We start from the raw sequence: 14,641 nt of genomic DNA on the forward strand, positions 1-14,641 counted from the left end.
TACGATCAGCCCATGACCCGAGTGCTGCTGGCTGAGGACGACCCCGCCATCTCCGAGCCACTGGCCCGCGCGCTGCGTCGCGAGGGCTACGACGTGGACGTGCGCGCCGATGGCCGCTCCGCCCTCGACGCGGCCACCGAGAACCCCGACCTCGTCGTTCTCGACCTCGGGCTGCCCTACGTCGACGGCCTCGAGGTGTGCCGGCGGATCCGCGCCGAGGGCCGCTCGGTGCCCGTGCTGATCCTCACCGCCCGCGCCGACGAGGTCGACACGGTGGTGGGCCTCGACGCCGGCGCCGACGACTACGTCACCAAGCCGTTCCGGCTGGCCGAGCTGCTGGCCCGGGTGCGGGCCCTCCTGCGGCGCAACCCCTCCGACGCCGCGCCCTCCAACGAGCTCGTGCGCATCGACCCCGAGGGCCGACGCGCCTGGTTCAAGGACGAGGAGCTCCAGCTCACCGCCAAGGAGTTCGACCTGCTGCGGGTGCTCGTGCGCGAGCAGGGCAAGGTCGTCTCGCGCGAGCAGCTCATGCGCGAGATCTGGGAGACCGCCTGGTTCGGGTCGACCAAGACCCTCGACATGCACATCTCCGTGCTGCGCCGGAAGCTCGGCGACGACGCGGCCCAACCCCGCTACATCGCCACGGTGCGCGGCGTCGGGTTCCGCTTCGAGCGCGGCGACGGGGCCTGACCCCGCGCCATGCGGCAGCAGCTGATCCGCTCCACGGTCCTGGCCGTCGCGCTGGCCATCCTCATCATCGGCGCACCGGTGTTCGCGGCCACCTGGTGGGTGACGGTGCACGACCCGTCGTCGCTGAGCGACTGGGCCGACCGGGGCACCTCCGCCTCGGTGCTGCTCATGGGCGTCGTGCTGGCGCTGTCGGTGGTGGCGCTCGCGGCGGGCGTGCTCGTCGCCAGCCGCCAGGCCCGCCGCCTGTCCCGCCCGATGACCCTGCTGGCCGAGCGCGCCGAACGGCTGGGCGCGGGGGAGTCGCGGATCCAGCCGCTGCACTCCGGCATCGCCGAGCTCGACCAGGTCTCCGAGGTGCTCTCGCGCAGCGCGCAGCGGCTCACCAAGTCGCTGGCGTCCGAGCGTGACTTCGCCGCTGACGCGTCGCACCAGCTCCGCACCCCGCTGACCGCGCTGCTCATGCGGCTCGAGGAGATCGCCGCCACCGACGACCTCGACGTCGTGCAGGAGGAGGCCAACATCGCCATCGCCCAGGTCGAGCGGCTCACCCGGGTCGTCGACGACCTGATGGCCCGGACCCGCCGCGGCGGCGACGAGCAGCGGGCCACCGTGTCCCTCGACTCCGTCATCGCCGCCCTCCAGCGCGAGTGGCAGCCGGCGTTCGAGCAGGCCCGACGCAGCGTGCGGGTGCACGGAGAGCGCGGCCTGGTCGTGCACGCCACTCCCGTCGCGCTCTCGCAGGTGCTCTCGACGCTGCTCGAGAACTCGCTGGCCCACGGCCGGGGCACCGTCGACGTGCACGCCCGCCGCAGCGGCCCCTCGGTGGTCGTCGAGGTCAGCGACCAGGGCGACGGCGTGCCGGCGACCATCGCGCCGCACATCTTCGAGCGCTCGGTGTCCTCGGGCGGCACGGGCCTCGGCCTCGCCCTGGCCCGCGACCTCGCCGAGTCCAACGGCGGACGCCTCGAGCTCATCCAGGCGCAGCCGGCGATCTTCGCGCTGTTCCTGTCGGAGTCCGACGAGAACGCGCTGATCGGCGCTCCCGCCTGAGCGGCTGGGCCCGTCAGGGAGTGCCGAGGGGTGAGCTGTCCTCGTAGATCTCGGCCTTGGTGAAGACGAACGTCCGGTAGGCCCAGAACCGGAACAGCGTGCCGAGCGCGATGCCGATGATGTTGGCGACGTTGTCGGCCGCCAGCGTCTTCAGGTCGAGCACGTAGTGCGAGAAGGCGATCGTGCCCACGCCGATGAGCATGGCGACGCCGTTGGTGGCGAAGAACAGCATCGCCTCGTGGGCGACGGGCCGGTTGTGCCGGTGCCGGAACGTCCAGCTCCGGTTGCCCAGCCACGCGACGACGGTGGCCACCGAGGCGGAGATGACCTTGGCGGTGGTCGGCTTGTCCTCGAGCACGGTCGCGCGCAGCAGGTTCATCAGGCCGACGTCGACGACGAAGGCGACGGCCCCCACGACGCCGAACTTGATGGCCTCGCGGTAGAGGAGCCCGACCGCGCCGCGCAGGCGGTCGAGCAGGCGGTTGACGGCTCCGAGCACCAGAGGAGCCTATCGGCCCGTGCTGTCCGGCACCGATCGCGCCGCGCTCGGACGCTGCCTCGGACTGCCCACGGGTATGCCGCGCGCAGGGCAGCCGCGGCGGAGCGCGCCGCTGCTCGATATCCTCGCGGGCGTGACCTCCCCCCAACGTGCACCCGGCGGGTTCCCCGTCGTCGGCATCATCGGTGGCGGCCAGCTCGCGCGGATGTGCGCGGCTCCGGCGGCCGAGCTCGCGATCACCCTCAGCGTGCTGGCCGAGGCGCCGGACGCCGCCGCGGCGCTGGTGGTGCCGTCGTCCCCGGTCGGCGACCACCGGGACGTCGAGGCGGTGCGCGCCTTCGCCCGTGAGTGCGACGTGGTGACCTTCGACCACGAGCACGTCCCGCCGGACGTGCTTGCCGCGCTGGAGGCCGACGGCGTCGCCCTGCACCCGAGCCCGTCCGCGCTCGTGTACGCGCAGGACAAGCTGGCCATGCGGCACAAGCTCACCGAGATCGACGTCGCCTGCCCCGCGTGGGCCCAGGCACGCACGGTCGCCGACGTCGAGGCGTTCGCCGAGCAGGTCGGCTGGCCGTTCGTGGCCAAGACGCCGCGAGGCGGCTACGACGGCAAGGGTGTGCGCGTGGTCGCGTCCGTCGACGAGCTCTCCGACTGGCTCGCACAGGCCGAGAGCGACGCCGCGCAGGGCAGCGGACCGCTCCGCGACGGCATCCTGCTCGAGGAGAAGGTCGACTTCGTGCGCGAGCTGGCGGTGCTGGTGGCCCGCAGCCCCTCCGACCAAGCCGCTGCGTGGCCGGTGGTGGAGACCGTGCAGACCGACGGAATCTGCGCCGAGGTGCTCGCCCCCGCCCCCGACCTCCACCCGCACCTGGCCGCCGTGGCGACCGAGGCGGGACTGCGCATCGCCGAGAACCTCGGCGTCACCGGCGTCTTCGCCGTGGAGATGTTCGAGGTGAGGGACCCCGAGACCGGGGGCCCGGCATACGTCGTCAACGAGCTCGCCATGCGCCCGCACAACAGCGGCCACTGGAGCATGGACGGCGCCGTGACGGGGCAGTTCGAGCAGCACCTGCGCGCGGTGCTCGACCTGCCGCTGGGGGCGCCGGCCCCGCGCGAGCCGTTCACGGTGATGGCCAACGTGCTCGGCGGCGACTACCCCGAGCTGTACCCGGCGTACCGGCACATCATGGCTCGCGACCCGGGGCTGAAGGTCCACCTCTACGGCAAGGGCGTGCGCCCCGGCCGCAAGATCGGCCACGTCAACGTGAGCGGCTCCGACCTCGGCGACCTGCGTGAGCGGGCCGGCCACGCCGCCGACTACCTCTCGGGAGTGATCACCGAATGACCGTGCAGTCCGCCGCCACCACGCGGCCCGTCGTCGGCGTCGTCATGGGCAGCGACAGCGACTGGCCCGTCATGGAGCAGGCCGCCACCGCGCTGGAGGAGTTCGGCATCGCCTTCGAGGCGGACGTCGTCTCGGCGCACCGCATGCCCGAGGAGATGATCGCCTACGGCCAGCAGGCCGCCGGCCGGGGGCTGCGCGTCATCATCGCGGGGGCGGGGGGAGCGGCGCACCTGCCCGGCATGCTGGCGTCGGTGACACCGCTGCCGGTCATCGGCGTACCGGTGCCGCTGAAGCACCTCGACGGCATGGACTCGCTCCTGTCGATCGTGCAGATGCCGGCCGGGGTGCCCGTGGCGACGGTGTCGGTCGGGGGCGCCCGCAACGCAGGCCTGCTCGCGGCGCGCATCCTCGCGGCCGGAGAGGGGCCCGAGGCCGAGCGGCTGCGCCGGGCCATGACCGACTTCCAGGCGTCGCTGCGCGACCAGGCGCACGCCAAGGGCGCGGCCCTGCGGGAGCGCCGCTCCAGCTGAGGCGACCTGCCCGAATCGTCCCGATTGCCGGACGGCTGGGGCAGGTGTGGCTAGGGTGAAAGCGAGCGACCAGTCCGCCCCGTCACCGTCGAAGGCCAGCCCATGCGCAGACCCGCCTCCCTGATCGCCGCCGCCCTTGTCGCGGGTGCCCTCGCCGTCCAGGCGGTGGCTGCTTCGGCCGCAACCACCAGCCGCCTCGCGGGCCCCGACCGCTACGCGACCGCCGTGGCGATCTCCAAGAAGCACTTCGCGGGCCCGGTCGACCGGGTCGTGGTCGCCTCCGGGCAGGACTTCCCCGACGCGCTCGGCGCCGGTCCGTTCGCGGCCCACTTCGGGGTGCCCCTGCTGCTCGTGCCCAAGGACGGCTCACTGCCATCGTCGGTGGCGACCGAGCTCAGCCGGCTGAAGCCCTCCTCCATCGAGGTGGTGGGCGGCACCGGCGCGGTCAGCGATGACATGCTCGCCCAGCTCGACGACCGGGTGCCGTCCCCCGGTCGGGCCTGGCGCTGGTCGGGCGGGGACCGGTACGAGACCGCAGCGCGGCTGGCCTACGGCGCCGAGCCTGGCTCGACGGTCTTCGTCGCCAGCGGCACGGGGTTCGCCGACGCGCTCGGTGGCGGCGCCGCGGCCGCCCACCTGAACGGTGCCCTCGTGCTCACCAAGCCGACCCAGCTGCCGCCGTCGGTCACCACGGTGCTCCAGAGCGTCAAGCCCGCCCAGGTGGTCGTGCTCGGCGGCACCGGGGCGGTCTCGAGCGCGGTCGAGCGGCAGATCCGCGCGGCGGTGCCGACGGCGAACGTCAGCCGCAGTGCGGGTGCCGACCGCTACGCCACCGCCGCAGCCGTCTCGCGTGCGACGTTCCCGTCCGCCACGACGGTCTACCTCGCGGCCGGCAGCAGCTTCCCCGACGCGCTGGCGGGTGCGCCGGCCGCCGGGTCCGTGGGAGCACCGTTGCTCCTCACCGCCAAGAGCTGTGCCCCGGCGGCGACCCGGGCCGAGATCACCCGGTTGGGCGCCACCCGCATCGTCGCGCTCGGCGGCACCGGAGTCGTGTCAGACGCGGCCCTGGCGCTCAAGCCCTGCTGAGGCCGCCCCACCGAGGCAGCCCGAAAGCCGGCCCTGCGGAGGCAGCCCTTCTGCACGGCCAGCGCTCGCCTCAGCGCAGCATGCCGTCGTGGCGGACCTTGGGGGCCTCGATCTTCGGGCAGGTGTCCATGACCACCCCGAGCCCGGCTTGCCGGGCTCGCTCGGCGGCCGCCTCGTCCATGACGCCCAGCTGCATCCAGATCGCGTCGATCTGCAGCCGGTCCTTGTGCTCGATCGCGTCGTCGACGACCGCCCCGACGTGCTCCGAGCTCACGAAGCAGTCGACCACCTTGATGTCGGTGCCGTCGGGGATGTCGGCCAGCGACGCGTAGCCCTGGGCGCCGTGGACCGTCTCGGCCCTGGGGTGGACGGGGACGAGGCCCTTGCCGAGCTCGTGCTTGAGCCAGCGGGCGACGTCCCACGCGGGCCGCTGCTGGTTCGTCGACAGCCCGACCACCGCCCAGATCCCCGGGTCCTCCATCAGCTGGCGGACGAGGTTCGGGTCGTTCTGGTGCTGCAGTGTCATGCGGCCACCTCCGCAGGGCGTCCGCCCAGGTCGGTGTGTCGCTCTCGAGTTCCCGGCTCGTGGTGAAGCGTCATCTGTTCATCCTCACACCGTCGCGCGGAGGCGCAACCGACGTGCGGGAAAGGGCTAACGGCCGGAGCCGGGTGAGGTCTCCTCAGGCGTGGGGCCGGCCGAGGGCGCGGTAGGTCCAGCCGGCGGCGCGCCAGGCGTCGCGGTCGAGGGCGTTGCGGCCGTCGATGATGGTCGGTTGCGCGACGAGGGTCTTCAGGGTGGCGGGGTCGAGGGCGCGGTACTGGGCCCACTCGGTGAGGTGGAGCACGACGTCGGCGTCGGTGACGGCCTCCTCGACGGTGTCGGCGTAGTCGAGGTCGGGGCGGGTTCGCATCGCGTTGGGGATGGCCTTGGGGTCGTGGACGGTGACCCGTCCGCCGGCGGCGCGGGCGGCCTGGGCGATGTCCAGGGCGGGGGAGTCGCGCACGTCGTCGCTGTTGGGTTTGAACGCGGCACCGAGGACGGCGACGCGTTTGCCGATCAGGGTGCCGCCGCACTCGGCGCGGGCGAGGTCGACCATCCGGGCCCGGCGGCGCAGGTTGATCTGGTCGACCTCGCGCAGGAAGGTCAGCGCCTGGTCGGCGCCGAGCTCGCCGGCGCGGGCCATGAAGGCGCGGATGTCCTTGGGCAGGCAGCCGCCGCCGAAGCCGACGCCGGCGCCGAGGAACTTGGCCCCGATCCGGTCGTCGTGCCCGATCGCGGCGGCCAGGGCGACGACGTCGCCGCCGGCGGCCTCGCAGACCTCGGACATGGCGTTGATGAAGGAGATCTTGGTGGCCAGGAACGCGTTCGCGGCGACCTTGACCAGCTCGGCGGTGGCGTAGTCCATCACCAGCCGCGGGGTGCCGGTGGCCAACGGCGCCTCGTACACCTGGTCGAGCAGGGCCACGTCGGCGCGGGCGGCGTCGCTGTCGGGGTCGCCGTGCACGCCGTAGACGAACCGGTCCGGGGCGACGGTGTCCTCGATGGCGAACCCCTCGCGCAGGAACTCGGGGTTCCACGCCAACCGGGGCGTGACCCCGGCCGGGACCCGGGCGGTGAGCTTGGTCAGGAGCTTCTTGGCGGTGCCGACCGGGACGGTGGACTTGCCGACCACCAGCGCACCGTCCTGGACGTGCGGGGCCAGGGCGTCGATGGCGGCATACACGTAGGTGGTGTCGGCGGCGTTCTCGCCGACCATCTGCGGGGTGCCCACGCACACGAAGTGCACCTGCGCATCCGCGACCGCCGCGAAGTCGGTGGTGAACCGCAGCCGACCGGTCTGCAAAACCTTGGCGAGCAGCTCGTCCAGGCCGGGCTCGAACAACGGCGCGGTGCCGTTGTTGAGCGCCTCGACCTTGGCCGGGTCGGTGTCGACCCCGACCACGGTGTGCCCCAGGTCAGCCATGCACGCGGCGTGGACGGCGCCGAGGTAGCCGGTGCCGATGACAGAGATCGTCAGACTCACGAGGCCGACAGTAACGGCTGTCCACTCGGGGAGCTGCCCCGGCGGGCACCCGGGGAGCCGCCCCGGCGGCGGAATGGGGCCTCCGAGCGGCAGGCTCTACTATCGACGGCGGTAACCCCGAGCGAGAAGGAACCCCTGTGAAGATCACTGTTGTGGGCCTGGGCAAGATCGGCCTGCCGTTGGCCGTGCAGTTCGCACGGTCCGGGCACGAGGTGTTCGGCGCCGATGTGAACGCGTCGGTGGTGGAGCAGGTGAACGCGGGGGTGGAGCCGTTCCCGGGGGAGGCGCACCTGGGGGAGTACCTGAAGGAGGTCGCCGGCGCTGGCGACGGCTCTGCTGAGGGCGCTGGTGAGGGTGGTCGGCTGTCGGCGACGACGGACACCGCTGCGGCGGTGGCGGACTCGGACGCGGTGGTCGTGGTGGTGCCGTTGTTCGTCGATGACCAGGCGCGTCCGGACTTCGGGTGGATGGACTCGGCGACGCAGGACATCGCCCGTGGGTTGAAGCCGGGCACGCTGGTGGTCTACGAGACCACGCTGCCGGTGGGCACGACCCGTACGCGGTGGAAGCCGATGCTGGAGGCGGGCTCGGGCCTGGTCGAGGGATCTGACTTCCACCTGGTGTTCTCCCCGGAGCGGGTGCTGACCGGTCGGGTGTTCGAGGACCTGCGCAAGTACCCCAAGCTGGTCGGTGGCCTCTCGGAGGCGGGCGCGGCCAAGGCGGTGGAGTTCTACGAGGCGGTGCTGCAGTTCGACGAGCGGCTGGACCTGCAGCGCGGCAACGGGGTGTGGGACCTGGGGTCGGCGGAGGCGGCGGAGATGGCCAAGCTGGCCGAGACGACGTACCGGGACGTGAACATCGGGTTGGCGAACCAGTTCGGGGCGTTCGCGGCCAGGCACGGCATCGACGTGTACCAGGTGATCGAGGCGTCCAACTCCCAGCCGTACTCCCACATCCACCGGCCGGGGATCGCGGTCGGGGGGCACTGCATCCCGGTGTACCCGCGGCTGTACCTGTGGAACGACCCGGACGCGACGGTGGTGCGGGCGGCGCGGGAGGCGAACGCGGCGATGCCGGCGTACACGGTGGGCCTGGCGGTCGGCGCGGCTGGTGGTGACCTGTCCGGCAAGCGGGTCGTGGTGCTGGGGGCGTCGTACCGCGGTGGGGTGAAGGAGACCGCGTTCTCGGGGGTGTTCGCCACCGTGCAGGCGCTGGGTGAGGCCGGGGCGGTCGTGCTGGTGCACGACCCGATGTACACCGCGCAGGAGCTGAAGGGCTTCGGCTGGGACGCCTACGAGCTGGGCCAGCCCGCCGACGTGGTGGTGGTGCAGGCCGACCACGCCGAGTACGCGGGCCTGTCCAAGGACGACTTCCCCGGGGTGCAGGTCGTCGTCGACGGCCGCCGCCTGCTGGACAAGGAGAAGTTCGGCGGGGTCCGCTTCCTCGTCGTCGGCCAGGCCGAGCACGGGATCTCCGAGCAGGGCGTGGCCGACCTCGACGTCGCCGGTGCGGCGCAGGGGGCCGGCGCGTGACCGCCCGCATCGTCGACTCGGCGGACGTCTCGCCCGAGGCGCAGGTCGGTGACGGCTCCTCCGTCTGGCACCTGGCGCAGGTGCGCGAGGGGGCCGTGCTGGGGGAGAACTGCATCATCGGCCGCGGCGCCTACGTGGGCCCGGGTGTGCGGCTGGGCGACAACTGCAAGCTACAGAACTACGCGCTGGTCTACGAGCCGGCCGTCCTCGAGGACGGCGTGTTCGTCGGGCCGGCCGTCGTCTTCACCAACGACCACTACCCGCGCGCGGTGACCCCCGACGGCACCCTCAAGCGCGGCGACGACTGGGAGGCCGTCGGCGTGACGGTCCGGCAGGGCGCCTCGATCGGTGCCCGCTCGGTCTGCATCGCACCCGTGACCGTGGGCCGGTGGGCCCTCGTGGCGGCCGGCTCGGTCGTCAACCGTGACGTCCCCGACTTCGCGCTGGTGGCCGGGGTGCCGGCCAAGCGGCTGCGCTGGGTGGGCAAGGCGGGCGTGCCGCTGGAGCGCGACCCCGACGGCGGCGAGGGCAGCTGGGTCTGCCCGAAGACCGGCGAGAAGTACATGGAGAAGGACACCGACACCCTCGTGGAGGCTGCACAGTGACTGCTGGGACGAACACCGGGACGAACACCGGGACGACCGCTGGGACCGAGGGGTTGGAGTTCATCCCGCCGGCCAAGCCGATCATCGGTGATGAGGAGCGGGCCGCCGTCGACCGGGTGATGCGCTCGGGCATGTTGGCGCAGGGTCCGGAGGTGGCGGCGTTCGAGGTCGAGTTCGCCGAGCACTTCGGGCTGGGCCGGGCGTGTGTGGCGGTGAACTCGGGCACCTCGGGTCAGCACCTGGGCCTGCTCTCGTGCGGGGTCAAGGCGGGCGACGAGGTGATCGTGCCGTCGTTCACGTTCGCGGCGACGGCGAACTCGGTCGCGCTGACGGGGGCGACGCCGGTGTTCGCGGACATCGCCGCGGATGACTTCGGCCTGGACCCGGCCGCGGTCGAGGCCGCGATCACGGAGCGGACGGTGGGCATCATGCCGGTGCACCTGTACGGGCACCCGGCGCAGATGGACGGCCTGATGGCGGTCGCGCAGAAGCACGGGCTGCAGGTGTTCGAGGACGCCGCGCAGGCCCATGGCGCGTCGCTGAACGGGACCCCGGTGGGCGCGTTCGGGTCGTTCGCGATGTTCAGCCTGTACCCGACGAAGAACATGACCTCGGGTGAGGGCGGCATGGTCTCGGTCGCGAACGAGCAGGTCGAGCGGATGATGCGGCTGTACCGCAACCAGGGGATGGAGAAGCAGTACCACAACGAGGTCGTCGGGTTTAACAACCGGATGACCGACATCCACGCCGCGATCGGCCGGGAGCAGCTGAAGAAGGTCGACGGCTGGACCAAGCAGCGCCAGGCGAACGCGGCGTTCCTGACCGAGAACCTGTCCGGCGTGGTGACCCCGCCGGTGGCGCCGGGTGCGGTGCACGTGTACCACCAGTACACGGTGCGGGTGCCGGAGGACCGGGACGGGTTCGCGGCGGCATTGAAGAGCGAGTATGCGGTGGGGTCGGGGATGTTCTACCCGGTGCCGAACCACCAGCTGGCGCCGTTCGCGGACGCCCCGCACGCGGACCTGCCGCAGACGGCGAAGGCGGCGGCGGAGTGCCTGTCGCTGCCGGTGCACCCGTCACTGAGCAGTGCGCACCTGGAGCGGATCGTGACCGCGGTGAACGCGCTGGCGAAGGCGGGTGCGTGATGGCGAACCTGCGGGCCGGGCTGATCGGGCTGGGCATGATGGGCCGGCACCACGCGCGGGTGCTGGGGTCCCTGGACGGGGTGGACCTGGTCGCGGTCGCCGACCCCGGTGGTGACCCGCACGGGGTGTCCGGTGGGCGTCCGGTGCTGGGGTCGGTGGAGGAGCTGATCGAGGCCGGGATCGACTACTGCATGGTGGCGGTGCCGACGGTCTACCACGAGCAGGTCGGGTTGGCGCTGGCCGCGGCGGGGGTGCACGCCCTGGTGGAGAAGCCGTTGGCGCAGGACACCCCGGGCGCGACGAAGCTGGCCCAGGCGTTCGCGGACGCCGGGCTGGTCGGGGCGGTGGGGCACATCGAGCGGTACAACCCGGCGCTGCAGCAGGCCCGGGCCCGGTTGGAGGCCGGTGAGCTGGGTGACGTGTACCAGGTGACCACTCGCCGGCAGGGGCCGTTCCCGGCCCGGATCGCCGACGTGGGGGTGGTCAAGGACCTGGGCACCCATGACATCGACCTGACCGCGTGGGTGACCCAGCAGACCTACACCTCGGTGTCGGCGCGCACGGCATACAAGTCCGGGCGTGAGCACGAGGACCTGGTGGCGGTGGTGGCGTCGCTGAGCAAGGGCACGGTGGCCAACCACCTGGTGAACTGGCTGTCGCCTTTGAAGGAGCGGGTCACCGTGATCACCGGTGAGCGGGGCACGTTCATCGCCGACACCCTGACCGCGGACCTGACGTTCTACGCCAACGGGGAGATCGCGACCACGTGGGACGCGATCGCGAAGTTCCGGGGCGTGTCCGAGGGTGACGTGGTGCGGTACGCGATCCCCAAGCCGGAGCCGCTGCGGGTCGAGCACGAGATGTTCCGTGACGCGGTGCTCGGCAAGGAGGGCGCCGACATCGTCACCATGGAACAGGGCCTGACCACGGTGCGCGTCGCCGAGGCCTGCATCGAGTCCGCCCAGACGAAGAAGACCGTCGACCTGACCTGAAGAGCCCCGCGCCCTTGGGGACCCACCTAGCCTGAGGAGGGTGGGCCTCCGGGCGGCGCTCGAGCGGTCGGCCTCCAGCAGGCCGGCCGACGTGGTGCGCCGCCTGCGGTTCCGGGGCAGCGGTCGCTACTGGGAGCAGCGGTACGCCCGGGGCGGCACCTCGGGCGCGGGCTCCTCCGGCGCCGCAGCGAGGTGGAAGGCGTCCGTCGTCAACCGCTGGGTGGCCGACCTCGGGGTCACCTCGGTGGTCGACCTCGGCTGCGGCGACGGCAACCAGCTCGCCCTCGCCGCCTACCCGCGCTACCTCGGGATCGACCGGTCGCCCACCGCCGTGCGGCGCTGCATCGCCCGCTTCCGCGGCGACCCCACCAAGAGCTTCCTGCGCTACGAGCCGGGCCAGCTCGTCGACCCGGCCGGCTGGCTGCGCGGTGACCTCGCGCTGTCGATGGAGGTGATCTTCCACCTCGTCGAGGACGAGGTGTTCGAGGACTACATGCGGCTGCTCTTCGCCTCCGCCGAGCGCTACGTGGCCGTCTGCAGCAACGACGCGGCACACGGCGATGCGGCCCCCCACCTGCGCTACCGCGAGTTCACCGCGTGGGTGGCGCAGAACCAGCCGGAGTGGGAGCTGCTGCGTCGGGAGGACCCGCCGCCCGGGCTGGACCTGGTGTCCTCGTGCTGGCTCTACGGGCGCGCCGGGCAGGCCCGGGCAGGCGTGCTGCCCGGGCGCGACGGGGTCGAGGGCAGCGCCTAGGGTGAGGACCGACCTCCCACGCAGACCCCGCACCACCGAGGAGCACACACGTGAAGTTCGGCTTGTTCATCCCCCAGGGCTGGCGCATGGACCTCGTCGGCATCGACCCGTCGCAGCACTGGGGTGTCATGGCCGGGCTCGCGCGCCGCGTCGACGCCAACGACGACTGGACCTCGATCTGGGTCTACGACCACTTCCACACCACGCCGCAGCCGACCAACGAGGCGACGCACGAGGCGTGGACCCTGATGTCGGCCCTGGGTGCCGTGACCGGTCGGGTGCGGCTGGGCCAGATGTGCGGGTGCATGAGCTACCGCAACCCCGCCTACCTCGCCAAGGTGGCCGCGACGGTCGACATCGTCAGCGAGGGCCGCATCGAGATGGGCATCGGCGCGGGCTGGTACGAGCACGAGTGGCGCGCCTACGGCTACGGGTTCCCTCGCGCGGGGGAGCGGATCAAGCGCCTCGAGGAGGGCGTGCAGATCTTCCGCGACATGTGGACCACCGGCTCGGCCACCTTCCACGGCGAGCACTACGACGTCGACGGTGCGATCTGCGCCCCGCAGCCGCTCCAGGGAACGGTGCTGCCGGGGTCGAAGTACAACGGCATCCCGATGTGGATCGCCGGTGGCGGCGAGAAGAAGACCCTTCGCATCGCCGCGCAGTACGCCGACTACACGAACTTCGACGGCACCCTCGAGGGCTTCCAGCACAAGAGCGAGGTGCTGCGCGGCCACTGCCAGGACGTCGGCCGCGACTTCGACGAGATCGTCCGCAGCGCCAACTACAACGTCGTGATCGGCCGTGACGAGCAGGAGGTCAGCAACCGGCTCGAGTGGATCCGCGAGCAGTACCTGCGGGCCGGCCTGACGCCGGAGAAGGCCGAGGAGGTCGTTCACGGCTTCGCCACGGGGCCCGCCGTGGGCACGCCCCAGCAGATCGTCGAGAAGTTCAAGAAGCTCGAGGGCGCCGGGCTGAAGTACGCCATCACGTACTTCCCCGAGGCGGCCTACGACATCACCAGCATCCAGCTCTTCGAGCAGGAGGTGCTACCCGAGCTGGTCGACCGCGAGGAGCACGGCCACCTGTTCCACCGCCGCCGGCACTGACGGAGCCGGCATCGCGGCCCCGGGCCGGGTCACCCCAACGGCCCGGCCCACCGCACCGCAGGGCCCGCCTGCTGCGCCCAAGGGGCGGCGGGACGGGCTACCGGCGCAGGTGCCGGGTGACCGCGTCGGCCGCGGCGGCTGCCACCGCGCGCTGGCTGGCGTTCTCGAGGGTCCAGACGGCCAGGCGCTCCCGCTCGGCCGGTGTGATCTCGGCCGAGAGTGCGGAGCGCAGTGCGGCGGTGGTCTGCTCGACGTCCCAGTCGCACGCCCAGCCGAGCCGGTGGTCGGTGACCATCGCGCGGCCGGGGCCGGGCCCGGCATACACGACCGGTGCGCCGCAGGCGGTGGCGGCGAACATCTTGGTGGGGAAGGCGTAGTCGTAGCCGACCCGCGGGTGCAACGAGGCGAGGCCGGCCTGCGCGGTGGAGAACGCCTGCGCGACCTCGCTGCCGCTGACCATGCCGCGGAACTCGACGCGTCCCGGGGCGAGCGACTGCGCGAGCGAGCGGAGGGTCTGCTCCTCGGCGCCCTGGCCGTACATGACGAGGGTGCTGTCGGGGAACTCGTCGGCGACCTCGGCGAAGGCGCGCACGAACACCTCGGCGCCGTGGATCTCCGACATGGTGCCCGCGTAGACGAGGGTGCGCCCGGCCGCGGTGGCCGACGGGCACGGGTGGAAGACGTCGGTGTCGACGCCCGTGCCGACCGTGGTGACCGGCACCCGGCCGCGGGTCAGCCGGCGCACCTCGTCGGCGACCCCGTCGGAGACCGCGAGCACCTCCGCCGCCCCTGACATCGCCCAGCCCTCCACCGCGGTGAGCACCCGCACGACCAGCGGCGAGACGCCGATCCCGCGCGCGGCGGTCGAGGAGACGTCGCCGGCGTAGTAGAGGTAGGGCACCCGGCGCAGCATCGAGACCAGCCGCACGACGGTGCCGGTGGTGGGCGGGGGCTCGACCACGACGGCGGCCGGGCGGCGGTGGAACAGCAGGCGCAGCAACAGCGGGCCGTCGAAGCTGGCGAACTGCACGTAGCCGCGGACGTTCCCGCCGGCGTCGCGCAGCACGGGCCAGCGGCGCACCCGGGTGCCGGGCGGGTCGGTGGGGGCGGCGCTGCCCACCGGGGGACGGGTGGTCACCACGTCGACCGGCACGTCGCGGGAGCACAGCGCGCGGGCCAGGGCCCCGAGCCGGTATGCCGCGGCGCCCGGCTCCGGGGGGAAGAGGCGGGAGGCGATGACGACGGGGGCTGGTCGGGTCATGGTGGCAGGGACGCTAACT

15 protein-coding genes are annotated in these 14,641 nt (G+C 72.6%); 11 read left to right on the top strand and 4 right to left on the bottom strand.

Annotated elements, in window-relative coordinates:
- The first annotated feature begins 12 nt into the window (after positions 1-12).
- The gene (locus BMW78_RS14385) at positions 13-690 is read left to right on the top strand and encodes a response regulator transcription factor (protein ID WP_091761461.1); all 678 of its coding nucleotides are present in this window, start codon (positions 13-15) and stop codon (positions 688-690) included.
- A gap of 9 nt (positions 691-699) precedes the next feature.
- The gene (locus tag BMW78_RS14390) at positions 700-1,740 is read left to right on the top strand and encodes a sensor histidine kinase (protein WP_091761186.1); all 1,041 of its coding nucleotides are present in this window, start codon (positions 700-702) and stop codon (positions 1,738-1,740) included.
- A 13-nt stretch (positions 1,741-1,753) separates the two neighbouring features.
- Here the strand turns inward: BMW78_RS14390 and BMW78_RS14395 are convergent, their stop codons facing one another.
- On the bottom strand, positions 1,754-2,239 hold the full coding sequence (locus BMW78_RS14395) for a GtrA family protein (protein ID WP_245735874.1): 486 nt from the start codon (positions 2,237-2,239) through the stop codon (positions 1,754-1,756).
- A gap of 133 nt (positions 2,240-2,372) precedes the next feature.
- Here BMW78_RS14395 and BMW78_RS14400 point away from each other — a divergent pair, with 133 nt between their 5' ends.
- The 3 genes from BMW78_RS14400 to BMW78_RS14410 all read left to right on the top strand — a co-directional run bounded on the left by BMW78_RS14400 (position 2,373) and on the right by BMW78_RS14410 (position 5,200).
- A complete protein-coding gene (locus tag BMW78_RS14400) occupies positions 2,373-3,584 on the top strand; it encodes a 5-(carboxyamino)imidazole ribonucleotide synthase (protein WP_091761463.1) in 1,212 nt (403 codons plus the stop codon).
- On the top strand, positions 3,581-4,114 hold the full coding sequence (gene purE, locus BMW78_RS14405; RefSeq protein WP_177180404.1) for a 5-(carboxyamino)imidazole ribonucleotide mutase: 534 nt from the start codon (positions 3,581-3,583) through the stop codon (positions 4,112-4,114). Before BMW78_RS14400 ends, purE begins: the two co-directional genes overlap by 4 nt.
- A gap of 102 nt (positions 4,115-4,216) precedes the next feature.
- The gene (locus BMW78_RS14410) at positions 4,217-5,200 is read left to right on the top strand and encodes a cell wall-binding repeat-containing protein (protein ID WP_091761188.1); all 984 of its coding nucleotides are present in this window, start codon (positions 4,217-4,219) and stop codon (positions 5,198-5,200) included.
- 70 nt (positions 5,201-5,270) lie between these two features.
- On the opposite strand, the gene BMW78_RS14415 is transcribed toward BMW78_RS14410, so the two are convergent.
- Positions 5,271-5,726, bottom strand: coding sequence for a CoA-binding protein (locus BMW78_RS14415; protein ID WP_091761189.1), 456 nt, complete (start codon positions 5,724-5,726; stop codon positions 5,271-5,273).
- A 154-nt stretch (positions 5,727-5,880) separates the two neighbouring features.
- Positions 5,881-7,218, bottom strand: coding sequence for a UDP-glucose dehydrogenase family protein (locus BMW78_RS14420; protein WP_091761467.1), 1,338 nt, complete (start codon positions 7,216-7,218; stop codon positions 5,881-5,883).
- A gap of 143 nt (positions 7,219-7,361) precedes the next feature.
- Here BMW78_RS14420 and BMW78_RS14425 point away from each other — a divergent pair, with 143 nt between their 5' ends.
- Genes BMW78_RS14425 through BMW78_RS14450 form a run of 6 tightly spaced genes read left to right on the top strand, consistent with a single transcriptional unit; the run spans position 7,362 to position 13,361 of the window.
- Positions 7,362-8,756, top strand: a complete 1,395-nt coding sequence (locus tag BMW78_RS14425) for a nucleotide sugar dehydrogenase (protein WP_091761191.1) — start codon at positions 7,362-7,364, stop codon at positions 8,754-8,756.
- The gene (locus BMW78_RS14430) at positions 8,753-9,361 is read left to right on the top strand and encodes an acyltransferase (RefSeq protein WP_091761193.1); all 609 of its coding nucleotides are present in this window, start codon (positions 8,753-8,755) and stop codon (positions 9,359-9,361) included. Before BMW78_RS14425 ends, BMW78_RS14430 begins: the two co-directional genes overlap by 4 nt.
- Entirely contained in the window at positions 9,358-10,506 is a 1,149-nt protein-coding gene (locus BMW78_RS14435) for a DegT/DnrJ/EryC1/StrS family aminotransferase (RefSeq protein WP_245735875.1), read from the top strand. Before BMW78_RS14430 ends, BMW78_RS14435 begins: the two co-directional genes overlap by 4 nt.
- Positions 10,506-11,498 (top strand): Gfo/Idh/MocA family protein, encoded by a 993-nt coding sequence (locus BMW78_RS14440; protein WP_091761194.1) that lies wholly within the window; start codon positions 10,506-10,508, stop codon positions 11,496-11,498. The genes BMW78_RS14435 and BMW78_RS14440 overlap by 1 nt, the downstream gene beginning before the upstream one ends.
- 40 nt (positions 11,499-11,538) lie before the next feature.
- Positions 11,539-12,252 carry a class I SAM-dependent methyltransferase gene (locus BMW78_RS14445; protein WP_091761196.1) on the top strand — a complete coding sequence of 238 codons (714 nt, stop codon included), beginning with the start codon at positions 11,539-11,541 and terminating at the stop codon, positions 12,250-12,252.
- A 50-nt stretch (positions 12,253-12,302) separates the two neighbouring features.
- The gene (locus BMW78_RS14450; RefSeq protein ID WP_091761198.1) at positions 12,303-13,361 is read left to right on the top strand and encodes an LLM class F420-dependent oxidoreductase; all 1,059 of its coding nucleotides are present in this window, start codon (positions 12,303-12,305) and stop codon (positions 13,359-13,361) included.
- Positions 13,362-13,458: 97 nt separating this feature from the next.
- On the opposite strand, the gene BMW78_RS14455 is transcribed toward BMW78_RS14450, so the two are convergent.
- Positions 13,459-14,622 (bottom strand): glycosyltransferase family 4 protein, encoded by a 1,164-nt coding sequence (locus BMW78_RS14455; RefSeq protein ID WP_091761200.1) that lies wholly within the window; start codon positions 14,620-14,622, stop codon positions 13,459-13,461.
- Positions 14,623-14,641 lie beyond the last annotated feature (19 nt).

It is taken from the genome of Pedococcus cremeus (genome assembly GCF_900111375.1).
Lineage (GTDB): Bacteria > Actinomycetota > Actinomycetes > Actinomycetales > Dermatophilaceae > Pedococcus_A > Pedococcus_A cremeus.